The sequence below is a fragment of the Acinetobacter sp. XH1741 genome, from assembly GCF_041021895.1.
In the GTDB taxonomy this organism is placed as follows: domain Bacteria; phylum Pseudomonadota; class Gammaproteobacteria; order Pseudomonadales; family Moraxellaceae; genus Acinetobacter.
In genome coordinates, this window is the sequence record NZ_CP157428.1 from 460,904 (window position 1) to 477,602 (window position 16,699).

Annotated in this window: 19 protein-coding genes; 14 read left to right on the forward strand and 5 right to left on the reverse strand. The window is 39.7% G+C overall.

What is annotated here, in order from left to right; all coding sequences use genetic code 11:
• The first annotated feature begins 235 nt into the window (after window positions 1-235).
• From fahA to ABLB96_RS02305, 4 genes are all read left to right on the forward strand, one after another.
• Window positions 236-1,543 (forward strand): fumarylacetoacetase, encoded by a 1,308-nt coding sequence (fahA, locus tag ABLB96_RS02290; protein ID WP_348897346.1) that lies wholly within the window; start codon window positions 236-238, stop codon window positions 1,541-1,543.
• Entirely contained in the window at window positions 1,530-2,162 is a 633-nt protein-coding gene (maiA, locus tag ABLB96_RS02295; RefSeq protein ID WP_348897345.1) for a maleylacetoacetate isomerase, read from the forward strand. Before fahA ends, maiA begins: the two co-directional genes overlap by 14 nt.
• Window positions 2,163-2,178: 16 nt before the next feature.
• Window positions 2,179-2,727 (forward strand): VOC family protein, encoded by a 549-nt coding sequence (locus ABLB96_RS02300; RefSeq protein WP_348897344.1) that lies wholly within the window; start codon window positions 2,179-2,181, stop codon window positions 2,725-2,727.
• A 300-nt stretch (window positions 2,728-3,027) separates the two neighbouring features.
• Window positions 3,028-3,807, forward strand: a complete 780-nt coding sequence (locus ABLB96_RS02305; RefSeq protein WP_348897343.1) for a helix-turn-helix domain-containing protein — start codon at window positions 3,028-3,030, stop codon at window positions 3,805-3,807.
• A gap of 65 nt (window positions 3,808-3,872) precedes the next feature.
• Here ABLB96_RS02305 and hppD read toward each other — a convergent pair whose 3' ends face one another.
• A complete protein-coding gene (hppD, locus tag ABLB96_RS02310; protein ID WP_348897342.1) occupies window positions 3,873-4,928 on the reverse strand; it encodes a 4-hydroxyphenylpyruvate dioxygenase in 1,056 nt (351 codons plus the stop codon).
• A 522-nt stretch (window positions 4,929-5,450) separates the two neighbouring features.
• Between hppD and ABLB96_RS02315 the strand changes: the two genes are divergently transcribed.
• On the forward strand, window positions 5,451-5,921 hold the full coding sequence (locus tag ABLB96_RS02315) for a DUF523 domain-containing protein (protein ID WP_348897339.1): 471 nt from the start codon (window positions 5,451-5,453) through the stop codon (window positions 5,919-5,921).
• Window positions 5,922-5,925: 4 nt separating this feature from the next.
• Here the strand turns inward: ABLB96_RS02315 and ABLB96_RS02320 are convergent, their stop codons facing one another.
• Entirely contained in the window at window positions 5,926-6,888 is a 963-nt protein-coding gene (locus ABLB96_RS02320) for a bile acid:sodium symporter family protein (protein ID WP_348897338.1), read from the reverse strand.
• Window positions 6,889-6,942: 54 nt separating this feature from the next.
• Window positions 6,943-7,587, reverse strand: coding sequence for a bifunctional nicotinamidase/pyrazinamidase (pncA, locus tag ABLB96_RS02325; RefSeq protein ID WP_348897335.1), 645 nt, complete (start codon window positions 7,585-7,587; stop codon window positions 6,943-6,945).
• A gap of 329 nt (window positions 7,588-7,916) precedes the next feature.
• Here pncA and dapA point away from each other — a divergent pair, with 329 nt between their 5' ends.
• From dapA to ABLB96_RS02350, 5 genes are all read left to right on the forward strand, one after another.
• Window positions 7,917-8,810: a 4-hydroxy-tetrahydrodipicolinate synthase gene (dapA, locus tag ABLB96_RS02330; protein WP_348897333.1), complete on the forward strand. Its 894-nt coding sequence runs from the start codon at window positions 7,917-7,919 to the stop codon at window positions 8,808-8,810.
• Between the two features lie 15 nt (window positions 8,811-8,825).
• On the forward strand, window positions 8,826-9,425 hold the full coding sequence (locus ABLB96_RS02335; protein ID WP_348897367.1) for a lipoprotein-34 precursor (NlpB): 600 nt from the start codon (window positions 8,826-8,828) through the stop codon (window positions 9,423-9,425).
• A 36-nt stretch (window positions 9,426-9,461) separates the two neighbouring features.
• Window positions 9,462-10,181 carry a phosphoribosylaminoimidazolesuccinocarboxamide synthase gene (purC, locus tag ABLB96_RS02340; protein ID WP_309456119.1) on the forward strand — a complete coding sequence of 240 codons (720 nt, stop codon included), beginning with the start codon at window positions 9,462-9,464 and terminating at the stop codon, window positions 10,179-10,181.
• 190 nt (window positions 10,182-10,371) lie between these two features.
• Window positions 10,372-10,575 (forward strand): hypothetical protein, encoded by a 204-nt coding sequence (locus tag ABLB96_RS02345; RefSeq protein WP_348897330.1) that lies wholly within the window; start codon window positions 10,372-10,374, stop codon window positions 10,573-10,575.
• A gap of 332 nt (window positions 10,576-10,907) precedes the next feature.
• Window positions 10,908-11,744: a formate/nitrite transporter family protein gene (locus ABLB96_RS02350; protein ID WP_348897329.1), complete on the forward strand. Its 837-nt coding sequence runs from the start codon at window positions 10,908-10,910 to the stop codon at window positions 11,742-11,744.
• A 17-nt stretch (window positions 11,745-11,761) separates the two neighbouring features.
• On the opposite strand, the gene ABLB96_RS02355 is transcribed toward ABLB96_RS02350, so the two are convergent.
• Both ABLB96_RS02355 and ABLB96_RS02360 read right to left on the reverse strand, forming a co-directional pair.
• Window positions 11,762-13,027 (reverse strand): replication-associated recombination protein A, encoded by a 1,266-nt coding sequence (locus tag ABLB96_RS02355; RefSeq protein WP_348897328.1) that lies wholly within the window; start codon window positions 13,025-13,027, stop codon window positions 11,762-11,764.
• A 216-nt stretch (window positions 13,028-13,243) separates the two neighbouring features.
• A complete protein-coding gene (locus tag ABLB96_RS02360; RefSeq protein WP_348897327.1) occupies window positions 13,244-13,702 on the reverse strand; it encodes a YcgN family cysteine cluster protein in 459 nt (152 codons plus the stop codon).
• Window positions 13,703-13,896: 194 nt separating this feature from the next.
• Here ABLB96_RS02360 and ABLB96_RS02365 point away from each other — a divergent pair, with 194 nt between their 5' ends.
• The 4 genes from ABLB96_RS02365 to mutY all read left to right on the forward strand — a co-directional run bounded on the left by ABLB96_RS02365 (window position 13,897) and on the right by mutY (window position 16,687).
• Window positions 13,897-14,055: a DUF1328 domain-containing protein gene (locus ABLB96_RS02365; RefSeq protein ID WP_002053759.1), complete on the forward strand. Its 159-nt coding sequence runs from the start codon at window positions 13,897-13,899 to the stop codon at window positions 14,053-14,055.
• Between the two features lie 171 nt (window positions 14,056-14,226).
• The gene (locus tag ABLB96_RS02370) at window positions 14,227-14,964 is read left to right on the forward strand and encodes a dienelactone hydrolase family protein (RefSeq protein WP_348897326.1); all 738 of its coding nucleotides are present in this window, start codon (window positions 14,227-14,229) and stop codon (window positions 14,962-14,964) included.
• 183 nt (window positions 14,965-15,147) lie between these two features.
• Window positions 15,148-15,510, forward strand: a complete 363-nt coding sequence (locus ABLB96_RS02375; RefSeq protein WP_348897325.1) for an HIT family protein — start codon at window positions 15,148-15,150, stop codon at window positions 15,508-15,510.
• Between the two features lie 142 nt (window positions 15,511-15,652).
• Entirely contained in the window at window positions 15,653-16,687 is a 1,035-nt protein-coding gene (gene mutY / locus ABLB96_RS02380; protein ID WP_348897324.1) for an A/G-specific adenine glycosylase, read from the forward strand.
• Window positions 16,688-16,699: the final 12 nt, after the last annotated feature.

Below are 16,699 nucleotides of genomic sequence, written 5' to 3' on the forward strand. Positions count from 1 at the left end.
AAAACAGAAAATGCAAGAAATAACAATTATTATGCAATGTGTAATTAAATTATGTATTGCGTAATTTTATGAATTCAGTATTATAAGAACTAAGAAGCAATTGGTTGTTCTCGGTCTATATCAAACTCATCAGCAAAAAGATGATCTAAATTAAGATTAAATCTTATTGAGTAGCTCAGTCCCTAGACCGAACTTTTATTTGTATAAGACGCGAGATGAAGACAAGGAAGCGAAAATGGAACAAAAACTAAATTCTTTTATTGAAGTTTCACCTCAATCTGATTTCACTATTCATAATTTGCCTTATGGTATTTTTAGTAAAACAGCCGAAGGCGAGCGTCAGGTCGGTGTAGCTATCGGTGATTGGGTCATTGATCTCGCTGCTCTTGAAAAGCATGGTCTTTTAAAACTTTCAGATCAAGACACTTACTTTAACCAGCCGACACTTAATAAATTTATTGAATCAGGCAAAGCTAACTGGTCTAAAGTTCGTAAGACGTTACAGTCTCTTCTTTCAGTTGAAAATTTAACGCTTCAAGAAAATGAAGCATTGCGTCAGGAAGTTTTAGTTAAGCAAGACAGCGTGACTTTACATTTACCTGTTCGCGTACCGGGCTATACCGATTTCTATTCTTCTAAAGAACATGCGACCAATGTGGGCTGTATGTTCCGTGACCCTAAAAATGCATTGCTGCCAAACTGGAGCGAATTACCTGTAGGTTATAACGGCCGTGCTAGCTCTGTTGTAGTCAGCGGAACTCAAGTAGTACGCCCTTCAGGTCAGATCAAACTTCCAAATGAAGAACGTCCAGTTTTTTCAGCTACTCGTAAACTCGATTTCGAACTTGAGACAGCATTTATTGTGGGTAAACCAACGGAGCTTGGTCAGCCGATCTCGATTGAAAATGCTTGGGACCATATTTTTGGAATGGTATTACTCAACGACTGGTCAGCACGTGATATCCAGCAATGGGAATATGTTCCTCTTGGCCCATTCAATGCGAAAACATTTGCAAGTTCGATTTCACCTTGGGTGGTAACGCTTGAAGCACTTGAACCATTTAAGGTTGAAGGCCCGAAACAAGAACCGAAACCACTGGCTTATTTACAAGAAAATATCGCCAACAGTTATGACATTAACTTGAGTGTTGAAATTCAAACACCAAAATCAGCACAAACTGACGTGATCTGTAAAACCAATTTCAAATATATGTATTGGTCTATGGCTCAGCAGCTGACTCACCACACGATTGCGGGTTGTAACGTTCAGGTTGGTGACTTGATGGGTTCAGGTACTATTTCAGGTTCTACACCTGACTCGTATGGTAGCTTGCTTGAGCTGACTTGGAACACCACGAAGCCTTTAACACTTGCTAATGGTGAAACTCGTGGTTTCTTACAAGACGGCGATACCCTCATTATGAAAGGTCACTGTGAGAAAAATGGTATCCGCATTGGTTTTGGTGAAGTTCGAAATACTGTGCTTCCTGCATTAGCTTTTGATTTTGCAGAGACTTCGGAGCCTGACTATGAAGCTGTATAGTTACTTTCGTAGCTCTGCAGCTTACAGAGTACGGATTGGCCTCAACCTTAAAAGTCTCGCTTATGAAACTCTGCCAGTTCATCTGGTTAAAAACGAGCAGCAAAGTGAAGACTATTTAAAGTTAAACCGCAGTGCTTTAGTACCAACTTTAGTGGACGGCGATTTAACCTTGTCACAATCATTAAGTATTTTGGAATATCTGGATGAACAATATCCCGAAACCAAACTCCTTCCAAATGATGTGAAAGAGAGAGCCAAAATCCGTGCTTTTGCACAGGCCATCGCTTGTGATATTCACCCGTTAAACAACTTACGTGTTCTGAAATATTTAAAAAATGATTTAAACGTTTCAGACGAACAAAAAAATTATTGGTATCAGCACTGGATTCTTGAAGGCTTTCAAAATCTCGAACAGCTACTTCAAGATTCAAACGGACAGTTTTGCTTTGGACAACAAGCAACGATTGCCGATTGCTGCCTGATTCCACAGGTCTACAACGCGAAACGCTTCAAGATAGATTTAGCTGCGTTTCCAAAAATTGAATCAATTTATCAACATTGTTTGTCTATCCCAGCCTTCTATAACGCGGCGCCAGAACAACAACCAGATTGGGAATAGTAAAAGGAGTTTCAACATGACATTTGCCATTAAAAAAATACATCACGTTGCATATCGCTGTAAGGATGCAAAAGAAACTGTTGAGTGGTACAAAAAAATGCTCAACATGGACTTTATCTTAGCTTTTGCTGAAGACCATGTGCCTTCAACCAAAGCCTTTGACCCTTATATGCATTTATTCCTAGATGCTGGTCAAGGCAACGTTTTGGCATTTTTTGAATTGCCAACCCAACCAGAAATGGGCCGTGATGAAAACACGCCTCAATGGGTACAACATATTGCCTTTGAAGTTGAAGATTTAAATGCCCTTCTAGCTGCAAAAAAACATTTGGAAGAAAATGGCGTTAAAGTGTTAGGAATTACTAACCACGGTATCTTCCACTCAATTTATTTCTTTGATCCAAATGGTCATCGTTTAGAACTCACTTATAACGATGTACATGCAGAAGAAAAAATTGCGAAAATTACCGAAGAAATGAAAACTGAAATGTTAGATGAATGGAGCAAAACCAAACGTGCTCCACACCATACTCATTTCTTGCATGAAGAAGAATTAGGCGCTTAATTCTTTTAAAGCAATCGTTTCAAAAGTCGGCATTGGTGGGAATAGTTTGTATGAACTGTTCTATATCAATGCCGATTTATATTGTTTAAATCTACTAAACTTCTATCAATTTACGCTATAAATGAAAGATGAAGGTCATTGTAAGAATTGTTGATTATTAAACATGTGAATTTCGCTAATAGAAAAAGGTGATTTCTATTTTTCTATAGGCTCAGGCATGATGTAAAACGCATCAATTCCAATTTATGTTTTTAAACAGAACTGTTTAACTGCTGAAGTAAATCGATTAAGGGTATTTAAATGATTGAAGAAAAAATATCTGGGGGGGTTCAATCACTTGAAGTTGGTTTATCCGTACTAAATGCCCTGTTAGAGCACAATCAACCGATTATTCTCAAAGACTTGTCCAGTAAGCTCGAGATGCACCCTGCCAAAGTACACCGTTATTTGGTGAGCTTAATTCGCATGGATTACGCCAAACAACTTGATGATGGTCAATATGCTCTAGGTGATCAGGCATGGCGTTTAGGCTTAAACTGCATTCAGCACAGTGACACTTTGCAGTTGGTACAGCATCTAATTTACGACCTACAAAGTAAAATTGGCTGTGGTATTCAAATTAGTAAATGGTCACCGAAAGGCCCTGTCGTGGTTCAATCGATTGAATCTAACCACCCTATTTCGATTGTAACCAAAGTCGGTTCAATTATGCCTTTGGTCAATTCTGCTGCAGGGCGTTTATTTGCGTCTTACCTTCCTGAGCATTTTATTCGTCCTTTATTAGAAGCTGAGTGGCAAAAACACCAAGAACTTGGACTAAATATTGCACCGCACAACTGGCAAGAATTTTTAGAACTTAAAGAGACGATCCGCCAGCAACAAATGTCTGCGGCTAAAGGTGATTTGCTGACAGGAATTAATGCGGTGGGTCTACCTGTATTTAACTCAAACCAAGGGATTGAGTTTTGTATTGTGGCACTTGATAGCGAAATGTTCTTACCTGTTGACCCACAAAGTAAAATTATTGAAACACTTAAAAATGAGATTAATTCAATTAATCAATATATTAAAAGCCGCTAATCATTAGCCATAAAAAAACCAAGAGCAATGCTCTTGGTTTTTTTAGATTAGAGACAAAGCAAAAATTATTTTGCTTCAAGAACGCCACGGCGAATTTGGTCACGTTCGATTGATTCAAACAATGCCTTGAAGTTACCTTCACCAAAACCGTCGTCATCTTTACGTTGAATGAATTCGAAGAAAACTGGTCCAATCATGTTTTGAGAGAAGATTTGCAATAAAAGCTTCTTCTGACCGTCTTTAGTATTACCATCGAGCAAAATACCGCGCTGTTGTAATTCATCAGTCGGTTCACCATGCTCAGGTAAACGGTCTTCTAACATTTCATAATATGTATTTGGTGGTGGAGTCATAAATTGTAGACCCAAACCTTTTAACTTATCCCAAGTCGAAATTAAGTCATCACAAATAAACGCAATATGTTGAATACCTTCGCCATTAAAATCAGCTAAGAATTCTGCAATTTGACCGTTACCCTTGTCTGAGTCTTCATTTAAAGGAATACGGATCATGCCATCTGGAGCTGTTAATGCTTTAGATGTTAAACCTGTATATTCGCCTTTAATGTCGAAGTAACGAATTTCTTGGAAGTTAAAAATCTTCTCGTAGAAGTTTGCCCAGTACTCCATACGACCTTTGTAGACGTTGTGAGTTAAGTGGTCAATTTCTTTTAAACCAGCACCTTCAGGGTTTCTTTGCTTGTCGTCAAAGAAAATAAAGTCATTTTCATAAATATCACGGTCAACCAAGAAGATTGGCATGCCACCAATACCTTTAATTGCCGGAATGTTAAGCTCCATTGGCCCAACATTAGATTGCATTGGTTCTGCACCAAGCTCTACAGCCTTTTTATAAGCTTTTGCCGCATCGCGTGTTTTGAATCCCATCGCGCAAGCAGATGGACCATGCTCATTGAAAAAGAATGAAGCATAAGATTCTGGCTGATAATTCAGGATAATATTGATATTTCCTTGACGCCATAAGTACGCTTTTTTCGATTTATGCTTGGCTACTTTTGAAAAGCCGATTGTTTCAAAAATTGGATCTAATTCATTCTCTTTTGAAACAAACTCAATAAATGCAAAACCGCATAGTTCTAATGGGTTCTCTAAAATATCCATCTAGTTTCCCTCTGGTGATTACCTGATCCGTTTATTTCTCATGCTGATCTGGTCAGCTCCTTTCTCTATAGAATACGCATTTGCTGGGAGAGTGTTTGAACCGTCAAAATGCCTTAGCCCAACGCATCCTATGAGAAAAAAACCAATAACTAAAACGAAGATTGAGTGAGCGCAATGCCGATGATTAACTTCCCTTCTATATGGTGTTTATTTTCCATACACACTGTCCTTTCTTATCTAAAAGTACGATTGAGATTTTTCAATAAATCTTTAAAAATCGCCTTTTCCTAAAGTCATTCCTAGATTTATGGAGACCAACATCCTTGTTGGACCTCCAATGGCCATTTACCTTAAAACAGATGCTACTAAAAACAATTAAATTATGCAATACATAATTTAATTATGAATTGTGTAATTTATTAATCCATTTACTGTGTTTGTATCAGCTCGTTTTAAATTTCTTAATTTATAAATCATTGGGTACACTCAAACAGGATTTATAGCTCTAATGGCAGAAAACGAATGCTTTTAATCAGTGCCTGTTTAATTGGTGAACCTGTACGTTATGACGGCCGATCATGCTTACACACTACGCTTCAACAGCTATTTTTAAATAAAAAAGCTCATGCGCTCTGTCCCGAGTTATTAGGGGGCTTTAGCACCCCTCGTTTACCCGCAGAAATTGTGGGCGGTACAGGCCAAGATGTATTAGATAGCAAGGCAACCATAAAGGATTCATCTGGTTTAGACGTCACAGATTTATATTTAAAAGGTGCCTACCGTACTTTAGAAGTGGCACGGCACATAAAAGCAAGCTGTGTGGTTTTAAAAGAAAATAGCCCGTCTTGCGGCAGTCAAAAGATTTACAACGGTACTTTTCAAGGTGAGAAGATTACGGGAACTGGTATAACCACAGCGCTTTTGCAGCACCATGGTTTCAAAGTGATTTCTGAAAACGAAATTGAAGACTGGTTAGCGACCCACCCGCTTTAGTGCATTAATCAGCTTTTACTTGAGTAGATTTGTCTTCATCTGTACGCCGTGCCCAGTAAGTCGCAAGTGCAGGGCCAGAAATATTATGCCAAAGACTAAAAATAGCACTTGGTAAGGCAGTAATCGGAGAAGCCGCAAAATGTACCGCTGCAAGTGCCACACCTAAACCTGAGTTTTGCATACCAACTTCTATCGCAATTGCCTTACTGTCCGCATAAGGTAATTTAAAGAATCGAGCTGCTGCAAAACCTAACAAATATCCAAATCCATTATGCAATATCACCACTGCCAAAATGAGCAAACCCGACTGGAAAATAGCGGCTTTACTGCCCCCAATAATGGCTGCCACAATCGCGACAATCGCAACGACCGACACCAAAGGCATGACTTGAATATATGATTCGACCTGACGTTTGAACCATATCCTTAAAATCAGGCCAACCACAATAGGCAACACCACCACTTGTAAAATCGAAATAAACATCGAAGCTGCATCAATCTTTAGCCATTGGCTGGCAAGCAAATAGAAGATTGCAGGTGTTAATATTGGTGCTAAAAGTGTTGATACCGATGTACAGGCGACCGATAAAGCTACGTTGCCTTTCGCCATATACGTAATCACGTTTGACGCCGTTCCACCCGGACAGCAGCCCACCAAAATAACGCCGACTGCTATTTCAGGCGGTAAATTAAATAATTTACACAAAACAAATGCCAATCCCGGCATGACCACAAAGTGGGCAACAACGCCAAGCAATATCGCCTTAGGGCTTTGCAACACCCCTTTAAAATCATCGACAGTCATGGTCATTCCCATGCCGAGCATAATAATGCCCAAAATCCATGGAATATAAGCTTTAAGCCAGACAAAAAACTCAGGTTGCCATAGTGCCAATAGCGCAAAAACGATGACCCATAAAGCAAACGTTTTCTGAACAAATTGAGTAAAACGTAATAATGCGGACATGTTGTTTATCCATACCAAATTGCAATTAAAGTCAAAATACGTAAAGCAATATGCTTAGCTTCGTCTCAACAGATCAGTCGATTGAATACGGACCACACCTTGTTGCTGCATCGCTTGCCATGCCTGCTCTAAAGAACCGTTGAGATTAATACCTTTACAGGCATCTTCAATCACAAATGTTTTAAAGCCGAGTTGAATTGCATCTAAAGCAGTCCATGCTACACAAAAGTCCGTGGCAATACCGACCACATAAACCGTATCAATTCCACGCTCTTTTAAATAGCCCGTTAAACCTGTCATTGTTATGTGGTCTGCTTCCATAAAAGCCGAATAGCTATCAATATGAGCATGAAAACCTTTTCGAATAATGAGTTGAGCTGTCGGAATATTTAAATCTGGATGGAACTCGGCATCATGCGTGCCTTGTACACAATGCTTAGGCCAAAGCACCTGCGGTCCATAGTCAAGCTCAATCGTTTCAAAGGGCTGTTTACCCAAATGGTTGGCTGCAAAAGAAATATGATTATCTGGGTGCCAATCTTGGGTGAGGACTACATTTTCAAAACAACCCGCCAATTGGTTAATCGTTGGAATAATAGTATCGGCATCGGCAACCGCCAAGTTTCCACCTGGCGTAAAACCATTTTGTACATCAACTACGACTAAAGCCGCATTTTGTGGTTGTTTATTCATTTTCATGCCATCTTAAGTCCCATTCGGGAAAAATATGCATTTTATCTTGCCATAAAAAAGACGGTATCAAGTAGGGTTTCGCAGAATTGCGCCATATTCTCTTATTTACTGTCTTTTACTTGAAATGATCAAATTGGCATACTATGTTTTGCTCAAGTTTACATAGGGATTATCGGTTAAGCATATTGTTCTTATGCGTCTGATCAGTCATAATTTGCATAATTGTCATTCAACAATCTGTTATTGTTAGAACTGGACAATCAAAATACTGCAACCATCCCACATTTTGTTTTTCTTACCTCAGATTCGGATGGATAAATAGGATATTTTTTAAAATGACTCAGCAAGCACAGACCATTCAAGGCTCAATCGTCGCAATTGTCACTCCCATGTTGAAAGATGGCGGTGTAGATTGGAAGAGTCTTGAGAAGCTGGTTGAGTGGCACATAGAACAAGGTACAAACAGTATTGTAGCCGTCGGGACAACCGGCGAAGCCTCAACATTGAGCATGGAAGAGCACACACAGGTTATTAAAGAAATTATTCGTGTAGCCAATAAACGTATTCCAATTATTGCCGGTACTGGTGCAAACTCAACCCGTGAAGCAATCGAATTAACTAAAGCTGCCAAAGACCTCGGTGCTGATGCAGCTTTACTTGTAACACCATACTATAACAAACCAACCCAAGAAGGCCTTTACCAGCACTATAAAGCGGTTGCTGAAGCTGTTGAATTACCTCTTGTTCTTTATAACGTACCAGGTCGTACTGGCGTAGACTTGTCAAACGATACAGCGGTACGTTTAGCAGAAATTCCTAACATTGTCGGCATTAAAGACGCAACAGGTGACGTACCTCGTGGTAAAGCTTTAATCGATGCTTTAAACGGCAAAATGGCTGTTTACTCAGGTGACGATGAAACTGCATGGGAACTTATGCTTCTTGGCGCAGACGGTAATATCTCGGTTACTGCAAACATTGCTCCTAAAGCAATGAGCGAAGTATGTGCGGTTGCAATTGCTAAAGATGAGTCACAAGCGAAGACGCTTAACAATAAGATTGCAAATTTACACAATATTCTATTTTGCGAATCAAACCCAATTCCTGTGAAATGGGCACTACATGAGATGGGACTGATTGATACTGGTATTCGTTTACCACTCACTCCTCTCGCTGAGCAATATCGCGAACCTCTCCGCAATGCCCTAAAAGATGCGGGAATTATTTAATAAGAGCAATTTATGATGCAATTACGTCTTGGTTTAGTCCTTGCAGTTTCAGCCTTAAGTTTAGCTGGCTGTGGTCGCTTCGCACTCAATAATCACTCTTTAGATTATAAAAAAGCAAAGCAACTCGCCCCGCTTGAGTATCCTGCCGATGCAACTGTACGACCAGTGACACCTTTGTATCCTGCACCAACAGTAGACCAGCTCGCTATCGATCATGCGCCGAAGTTTGAAAACAAGCGTGGCAACCGTTTTGCATTACCACGCCCTGAACAAACTCAAGGTGATACAGCAGATGCATCTGCTCAATCAGGTAGCGCGCTTAGTCGCCCTCAACTTGTGACAGATGGTAATAAAAACCCACTGTTAAAAATTGATGGAAGTACTGCTGAGATTTGGCAATACACCAAAGCAACTTTAAGTACGTTAAATTACAACATCATCGCTCAAGGCAGTAATCAAGCGACGATTAAAGTAAATGATAAAACTTATGTGCTGAAACTAACTGGTGTTGGCTCTAGTCATAGCCTTGCTCTATTTAATCCAGACAACACTTTTGCCAGCCCTGATGTTGCCGCAGAAGTGTTAAACCAGATTTACCAAAATTGGCCAGCCTAGTCGTTTACTAGGCATTTTTCTTTAAAAGGTTCCCTCATGTTAAAACAAACCTTGCTCTATACTGGTAAAGCAAAATCTGTATATGAAACAGACAATGCCGACCATCTGATTTTAGTCTTTCGTGATGATGCCTCTGCGTTCAACGGCGAAAAAATCGAACAACTAGATCGTAAAGGCAAGGTGAACAACCGTTTTAACGCCTTCATCATGGAAAAACTTGCTGCTGCGGGTATTGAAACGCATTTTGAAAAATTGCTTTCTCCAACTGAAGTGCTTGTTAAAAAGCTTCAAATGATTCCTGTTGAATGTGTAATTCGTAATTACGCAGCAGGTTCTCTATGCCGTCGTTTAGGTGTAGAAGAAGGTAAAGAGTTAACTCCTCCTACTTTTGAATTGTTCTATAAAGATGATGGCCTAGGCGATCCAATGGTTAACGAATCTCAAGCAATTGCTTTAGGTTGGGCGACTGCTGAACAGTTAGAACAAATGAAAGTGTTAACTTATAAAGTAAATGATGTATTAAAAGCATTATTTGCTGAAGGCAACATGATTTTGGTCGACTTCAAACTTGAATTCGGCGTTTTCCATGACCGTATCGTGCTTGGTGACGAATTCTCTCCAGACGGTTGCCGTCTATGGGACAAAGAGACTAAGAAAAAACTCGACAAAGACCGTTTCCGTCAAGGTTTAGGCGGTGTTGTTGAAGCTTATGAAGAAGTTGCTGCTCGTTTAGGCGTAGATTTATCTGACATCTAATGAGTTAAACTTCATAAAAAAAACCGGGTTTTAACCCGGTTTTTTTATATTTAAATACTTTAGATATTAAAAAGTAGACAGATTTGTATATTTAATTAAATTATGACTTGCACAATACAAAAACAAAGCACTAAAATTTAAGAAAATACAAATTGCATCACAATAATTAAATTTAAAGTATGGTGAGTCTATGGAACTATTTAAGCTTGAAAAGAGATTAATGAATCACTCAATACATTTTGGTGAAAATCCCTTAGTGATTTTATCTAATTTTAGTCACTCGGCCTTAAAACAAGGCTGGAGCCAAGCTGAAGTCGAGAGCGTCATTTCTGAAGCCTCCCAAGGTGACTATATGAAACTCATACGTACCTTAAGGGCTTATACATTGATTTAATAATGTTTACTGTTGCTACTGCATCTTTATTGCAATAGGCACTCTACTACACTTATTTTTCACGGACTCATAGCATTTATTAGTCTTTAATGTAGGTAATAAATCGCCTCGCAATATGCCATGCCGAGCGTCTTTTCTTATTTAGTATTACTATCTGACTAATTTCTATTATTCCCGTATTATTTTTTTCTTCTTTGTTACCAAGCTAATCTTCAATTTATAAAAAGACACATAAAAACTGTTAGGACTCAACTGGATTTATGCCAAATACTGGCTTAACAATAAATAAAAATAAGAAGTAAAAAATATTTATTCAGTGAGGAGTAAATCTAATGGATCATGAAATAGAGGAAGAAAAGGTCGAGCAAACCTTAAGCTGGCGCGAAAAAATGGCAGTTGAAGAACATGAGAAACTGTCACCCCGACTAGTCTATGAAATTATCCGCCGTGATGGTGCCGAGGAACTGGATCGACCGACCGCTGCATTAATCTTTTCAGGAATTGCCGCTGGTTTGGTAATGAGTTTTTCATTTGTATTTAAAGCCATTATCGCCTCTTACCTTCCAACCGATGCCATCTGGACCGATTTAATCACTAATGTTGGTTATACCATAGGATTCCTGATTGCTATTTTGGGCCATATGCAACTCTTTACTGAAAATACCATCACTACAGTTGTGCCTTTATTTAAGCCCTTTACCCTAGATAAATTAAGAGCGGTGGGACGCTTATGGGGTATTGTGATTCTCTGTAATATCATTGGAACAGGTTTGGCGAGCTTATTTTTTCTAACCACCGACTTGTTTACTCCAGACATCGACAAAGCTCTAGATGAACTAGCCCATCATGTTGCATCTTTTTCTGCGATTGAGAATCTACTCAAAGGTGTTATGTCAGGATTATTAATTGCCGCTTTAGTCTGGATGTTGCCCTCAGTCAGTAATAAATTCCTATTAATCTTCTTCATGACTTATTTGATCGGGCTGGGTGACTTTACCCATGTCATAGTTGGCTCTACCGAAATGTCCTATCTGGTCTGGCAAGGAGAGGCCTCTATTGGTGAGTATCTGTTTAATTTCCTAATCCCAACCACTGTGGGCAATATTATTGGTGGTACAGGCGTGTTTACTCTGCTGATTTACGGTCAGGTCACTGAAGAACTGGAATAGTAAGAAGCAATAGAGAACTATTGCTCCTGCTGCCATCTGCGTTGCTGCAAACGCTCACCTTCCACTTCACGCTTGTTTCTAGCAGATTCATACAATTTGGTTCCCTTTAACTCAGGCGGCAAATAGTCTTGCAACACAAAGTGTTCAGGATAATCATGCGGATAGAGATAATTAATCCCATAGCCTTGCTGTTTCATCAGCTTGGTTGGCGCATTTCTTAAGTGTAGTGGCACTGGTAAATTTGCTGTTTTTTCAGCAAGTTCTAAAGCCCGATTAATCGCAAGATAAGTACTATTACTTTTTGCACTCGTTGCTAAATACACTGCTGTTTGACCCAGAATAATTCGAGCCTCAGGCATTCCTACTGCTTGTACAGAGCGGAAACACTCACCTGCGAGTAATAATGCATTTGGATTAGAGTTTCCAATATCTTCTGACGAAGCGATGAGCATACGCCTTGCAATAAAAACTGGATCTTCGCCACCTTTAAGCATCCGAGCCATCCAGTACAAAGCTGCATCCGGATCACTACCACGAATCGATTTAATGAAGGCAGAGACTAAGTCGTAATGCTGTTCACCCGATTTGTCATAACGTGCGATATTTTGCTGAGCAACTTTTACCACAACCGCATTGGTAATCGTGTTTTCAATCTCTGGTTCAAAGGTACTTGCAATCAAGTCCAGTAAATTAAGCGCTTTGCGAGCATCACCTGCCGCAAACTGCAAAAGAGCATCGTACTCTTCAATATGAATATAGCGTTCTTTTAAGAATTTGTCGGCTTGAAGTGCATTATTGAGGAGGGTCTGAATTGCATCACTATCTAAGCTATTTAAGGTATAGACCTGACAGCGAGATAAAAGCGCACTATTGACTTCAAAAGACGGGTTTTCAGTCGTCGCACCAATTAAGGTAATTTTGCCTTTTTCTACCGCACCTAATAATGCATCTTGCTGTGATTTATTAAAACGATGAATTTCATCAATAAAAACCACAGGTGTCAGTAAATCACCACTTTCTGCAATCACTTCACGTAATTCTTTCACGCCCGTATTCAGCGCAGATAAGCTTACAAATGGGCGGTCTATTGCCTGTGCCAAAAGTAAAGCAATCGTTGTTTTACCAACGCCTGGTGGCCCCCAAAAAATAATGGAAGGTAAATGCCCCTGATCAATCATTTGACGTAAGGGTGCATGTTCACCTAACAAATGATCTTGCCCAATAATTTCAGACAAGTCTCTTGGACGCAGGCGTTCGGGAAGTGGAATATGGGTGTCTGACATCTCAAATAGCTTTATCGTCTTTTCACTATAGTCTATTGCGTCTCACAGAAATCTACAATTTGAATCTATGAGACACATCCTTTGCATCATAAGGATGCTGCTAATCATCTCAGCATGCTTCCCTTTTATTTTTATATAACGGAGATGATTAAAAAATTTATCCTTAAAATGTTACTTTATAATACGCTGTAATTAAAAATGCCCATCACGAGCATATTAACGCACCCAACGTACCACATAGTCTTCCAGGTCATCTTCGTGAACATCAGTTTCAGGAATACAGCGTCCCGCAACCGACTTTTTCGCTTTAACCACGCTTTGTCTAGAACCGGTATTTAAATAGTGCCATGAAGGTAAATTTTTGCCTTCATTCAAACGTTTATAAGCACAACTTGAGGGTAACCAGTGAATAGTCTTTAAAGACTCTACCGTTAACTGTAAGCAATCAGGTACCTGTTGCTGACGGTTAGAATAATCCGAACAACGCCCTGTACTGCAATCAAGCAACTTACACGCTACTTTGGTATACGCGACTTCATGCGTATCTTCATCTTCAAGTTTGACCAGACAGCACAAACCACATCCATCACACAAAGCCTCCCACTCAGCCTGAGTCAGTTGCTCAAGCGTGTAATTGTTCCAAAACAATGGACGAAGTGAGGTCTCGGTAGACATAAGTTTTTAACAGCTGAATAGATGAAACAATGTATGAGTATAACATTGAAGTGTACGGTGCTAAAAAAAGAAGTCGTATTTTTAGAATCACAAAATGATTGTTTAATATACATTTCAACCACATAAACGACACATTCGGTTCAAAAAACAAGCTATATAGTTAAAGAACAATGAAAAAATAAGGAGGACAGCATATGTTCCGTTGGGCAATAATTTTTGCAGTGATTGCACTCATTGCCAGTCTATTAGGGTTTGGTGGTGTTGCAGGGTTATCTAAAGACTTTGCCGTGATTTTATTAGTTGTGGCTGTAATTCTCGCTGTTATTGGGTTTATTTCGCGAGGCCGAACCTAATTTAATTATGACCATATAAAAAAGAAGGAACCAGTTTCCTTCTTTTTTATTGCCTAAATATTTCTATGTTTTTCTTTTGATGTAGATTTTTACATAGTTATTTATATGGCTTTTATTTTTTATGCTTTAATCAAGCGTATTTAAACCAAGTTAAATTTCAGGATTAATGTTATGAGTACAGCAATTAAAACCCGTGAAATTCAATATACTGCGCCAGATGGCAGCCATTTAATTGGTTACTTTGCGGCTCCAGAGAGTGAAACTCCTGTACCCGGTATCATTATTGGTCCTGAGTGGTGGGGCCGTAACGAATATACGCAGCAACGTGCACGTGAGCTTGCTGAACACGGTTATGCTGCGCTTGCAATTGACATGTATGGCGACAAAAAAGTCACCACAACCGCAGCTCAAGCTTACGAATGGATGATGCAGACATTTGAAGAGCTAGACACGGTGACGGATCGCGCCAACGCAGGTCTTCAAACTTTGGCTGCCCAACCAGAAGTGAACAGTGAGAAACTTGCCGCTGTTGGTTTTTGCTATGGTGGTAAAGTGGTACTCGATCTTGCACGCGCAGGTGCCCCACTTAAAGCAGTTGCAACATTCCATGGTACGTTAACACCTAAGGCACCTGCTCAAAAAGGCAACATTCAAGGTGAAGTTTTAGTTCTACATGGCGAACTAGACAGCATGGTCACCTTAGAAGATGTTGCTAATTTTGAAAAAGAGATGCAAGCTGCTGAGGTTAAACACGAAGTAGTGGTTTTAAAAAATGCTAAACATGGCTTTAGTAACCCGCTTGCAGATGAAAGAGCTAAAGCGAACGGTGTAGACCTTGGCTACAACAGCGAAGCGGAAAAACAAGGCCTTGCTAAAATGTACGCTTTATTAGAACGTACTTTAAAATAAAAGAAGCAAATTTGGAGCAAATGTTTTTTTGCATTTGCTCCCTTAAATGTTTATGACTTTGCAATATTTTTACTGTATTTTTTAAACCATACTTCAATAACTATACTCCCGTTGAGCTAGAGCAAAGCCTAGTCTTATTTCCCGCACTCGGGGTTTAATGGAATAACATGAGAGGATACAACAATGACTGACAAGAAATGTCCGTATTGCGAATTTGATGAATATGACATCATTGATAAGAATGAATTTGCTGTAATTTTACCTGACCCAAATCCGTTGTCTAAAGGCCATTGTGTTGTAACGCCACTACGCCATGTTAACTCTTTTTTTGACATTACATCTAAAGAGCACGAAAGCTTACTGACACTTCTTGAAATTGCCCGTCATGAAACACAGCTTCGTCATCAACCCGCTGGTTTTCATATAGGCTTTAATGATGGTGAAGTATTTGGTCAAACTTCCGACCACTTCCACATTCATGTGATTCCATATTACAAAAACCAACCGTTGAAACTTGATCAACGTTGGGGCGTAAAAGAGGATTAATCCTTTTTATGCTTGAAACAGAGATTACTCGTTTTAAAGTAATCTCTGTTTTTAACACGCTCTTTTTCATTGTCTGCTTTAAACAAAACTTCTCCCTAATTTCAGCTATAATTTAGTCCTTATTTTTCTTCTATAGCTGTTCATGCCTGAATTTTCTTTTTCTGATGCCCTCTTAAACTGGTTCGATCATCATGGTCGTCATGATTTGCCGTGGCAAGTTGCAGATGATCCATATAAAGTTTGGGTTTCTGAAATTATGCTACAGCAGACTCAGGTAAAAACAGTTCTGCAATATTTTGACCGCTTTATGGAACGCTTCCCAACAGTAGAAGCTTTAGGTCATGCCACTTGGGATGAAGTCGCTCCTTACTGGGCAGGTCTCGGTTATTACGCTCGTGCGCGCAATTTGCATAAAGCTGCCGGCCTTGTTACACAGCAAGGTAAATTCCCTGAAACGCTAGAAGAATGGATTGCACTACCCGGCATTGGCCGCTCTACCGCAGGCGCACTCATGTCTTTGGGTTTACGTCAGTACGGTGTCATTATGGATGGCAATGTGAAGCGCGCCTTAGCCCGTTTCTTTGCTATTGAAGACGATTTAAGCAAACCACAGCACGAACGTGAAATATGGAAACTGGCTGAAGAGCTTTGCCCGACACATCGCAATCATGACTATACTCAAGCGATTATGGATCTCGGCGCAACCATCTGTACGCCTAAAAAACCGCTATGTCTATATTGTCCAATGCAAGCTCATTGTCAGGCATATCAACAAGGTCTAGAACAAGAATTACCTTTTAAGAAACCGAAAAAAACACCGCCCGTTAAAACAGCAGATGTTCTTATTATTCAGTGCGAAGATGAATGGTTCTGGCAACAACGCCAAGCCCATGGCCTATGGGGTGGTTTATTCTGTTTACCTATTTTAGAAAATGAACATGAGCGACTAAGTCTAAGCCAGCAATTTAAACTACAGCCTCGACCACAAACGTTTCAGATCAGTCATAGCTTCACTCATTTCACTTGGTTACTTAATGCCCATGTGTTCCACGTGGAACCTGATCAAAAAGAACATCTGGCTATTGAACTTGAAGGACAATGGCTGAGTCCTGAACAAGCCATTGCCAAAGGTGTTCCAACCGCTATGAAAAAATTGATCTCGACAAGCCGTTCATGACATAGTGAACAA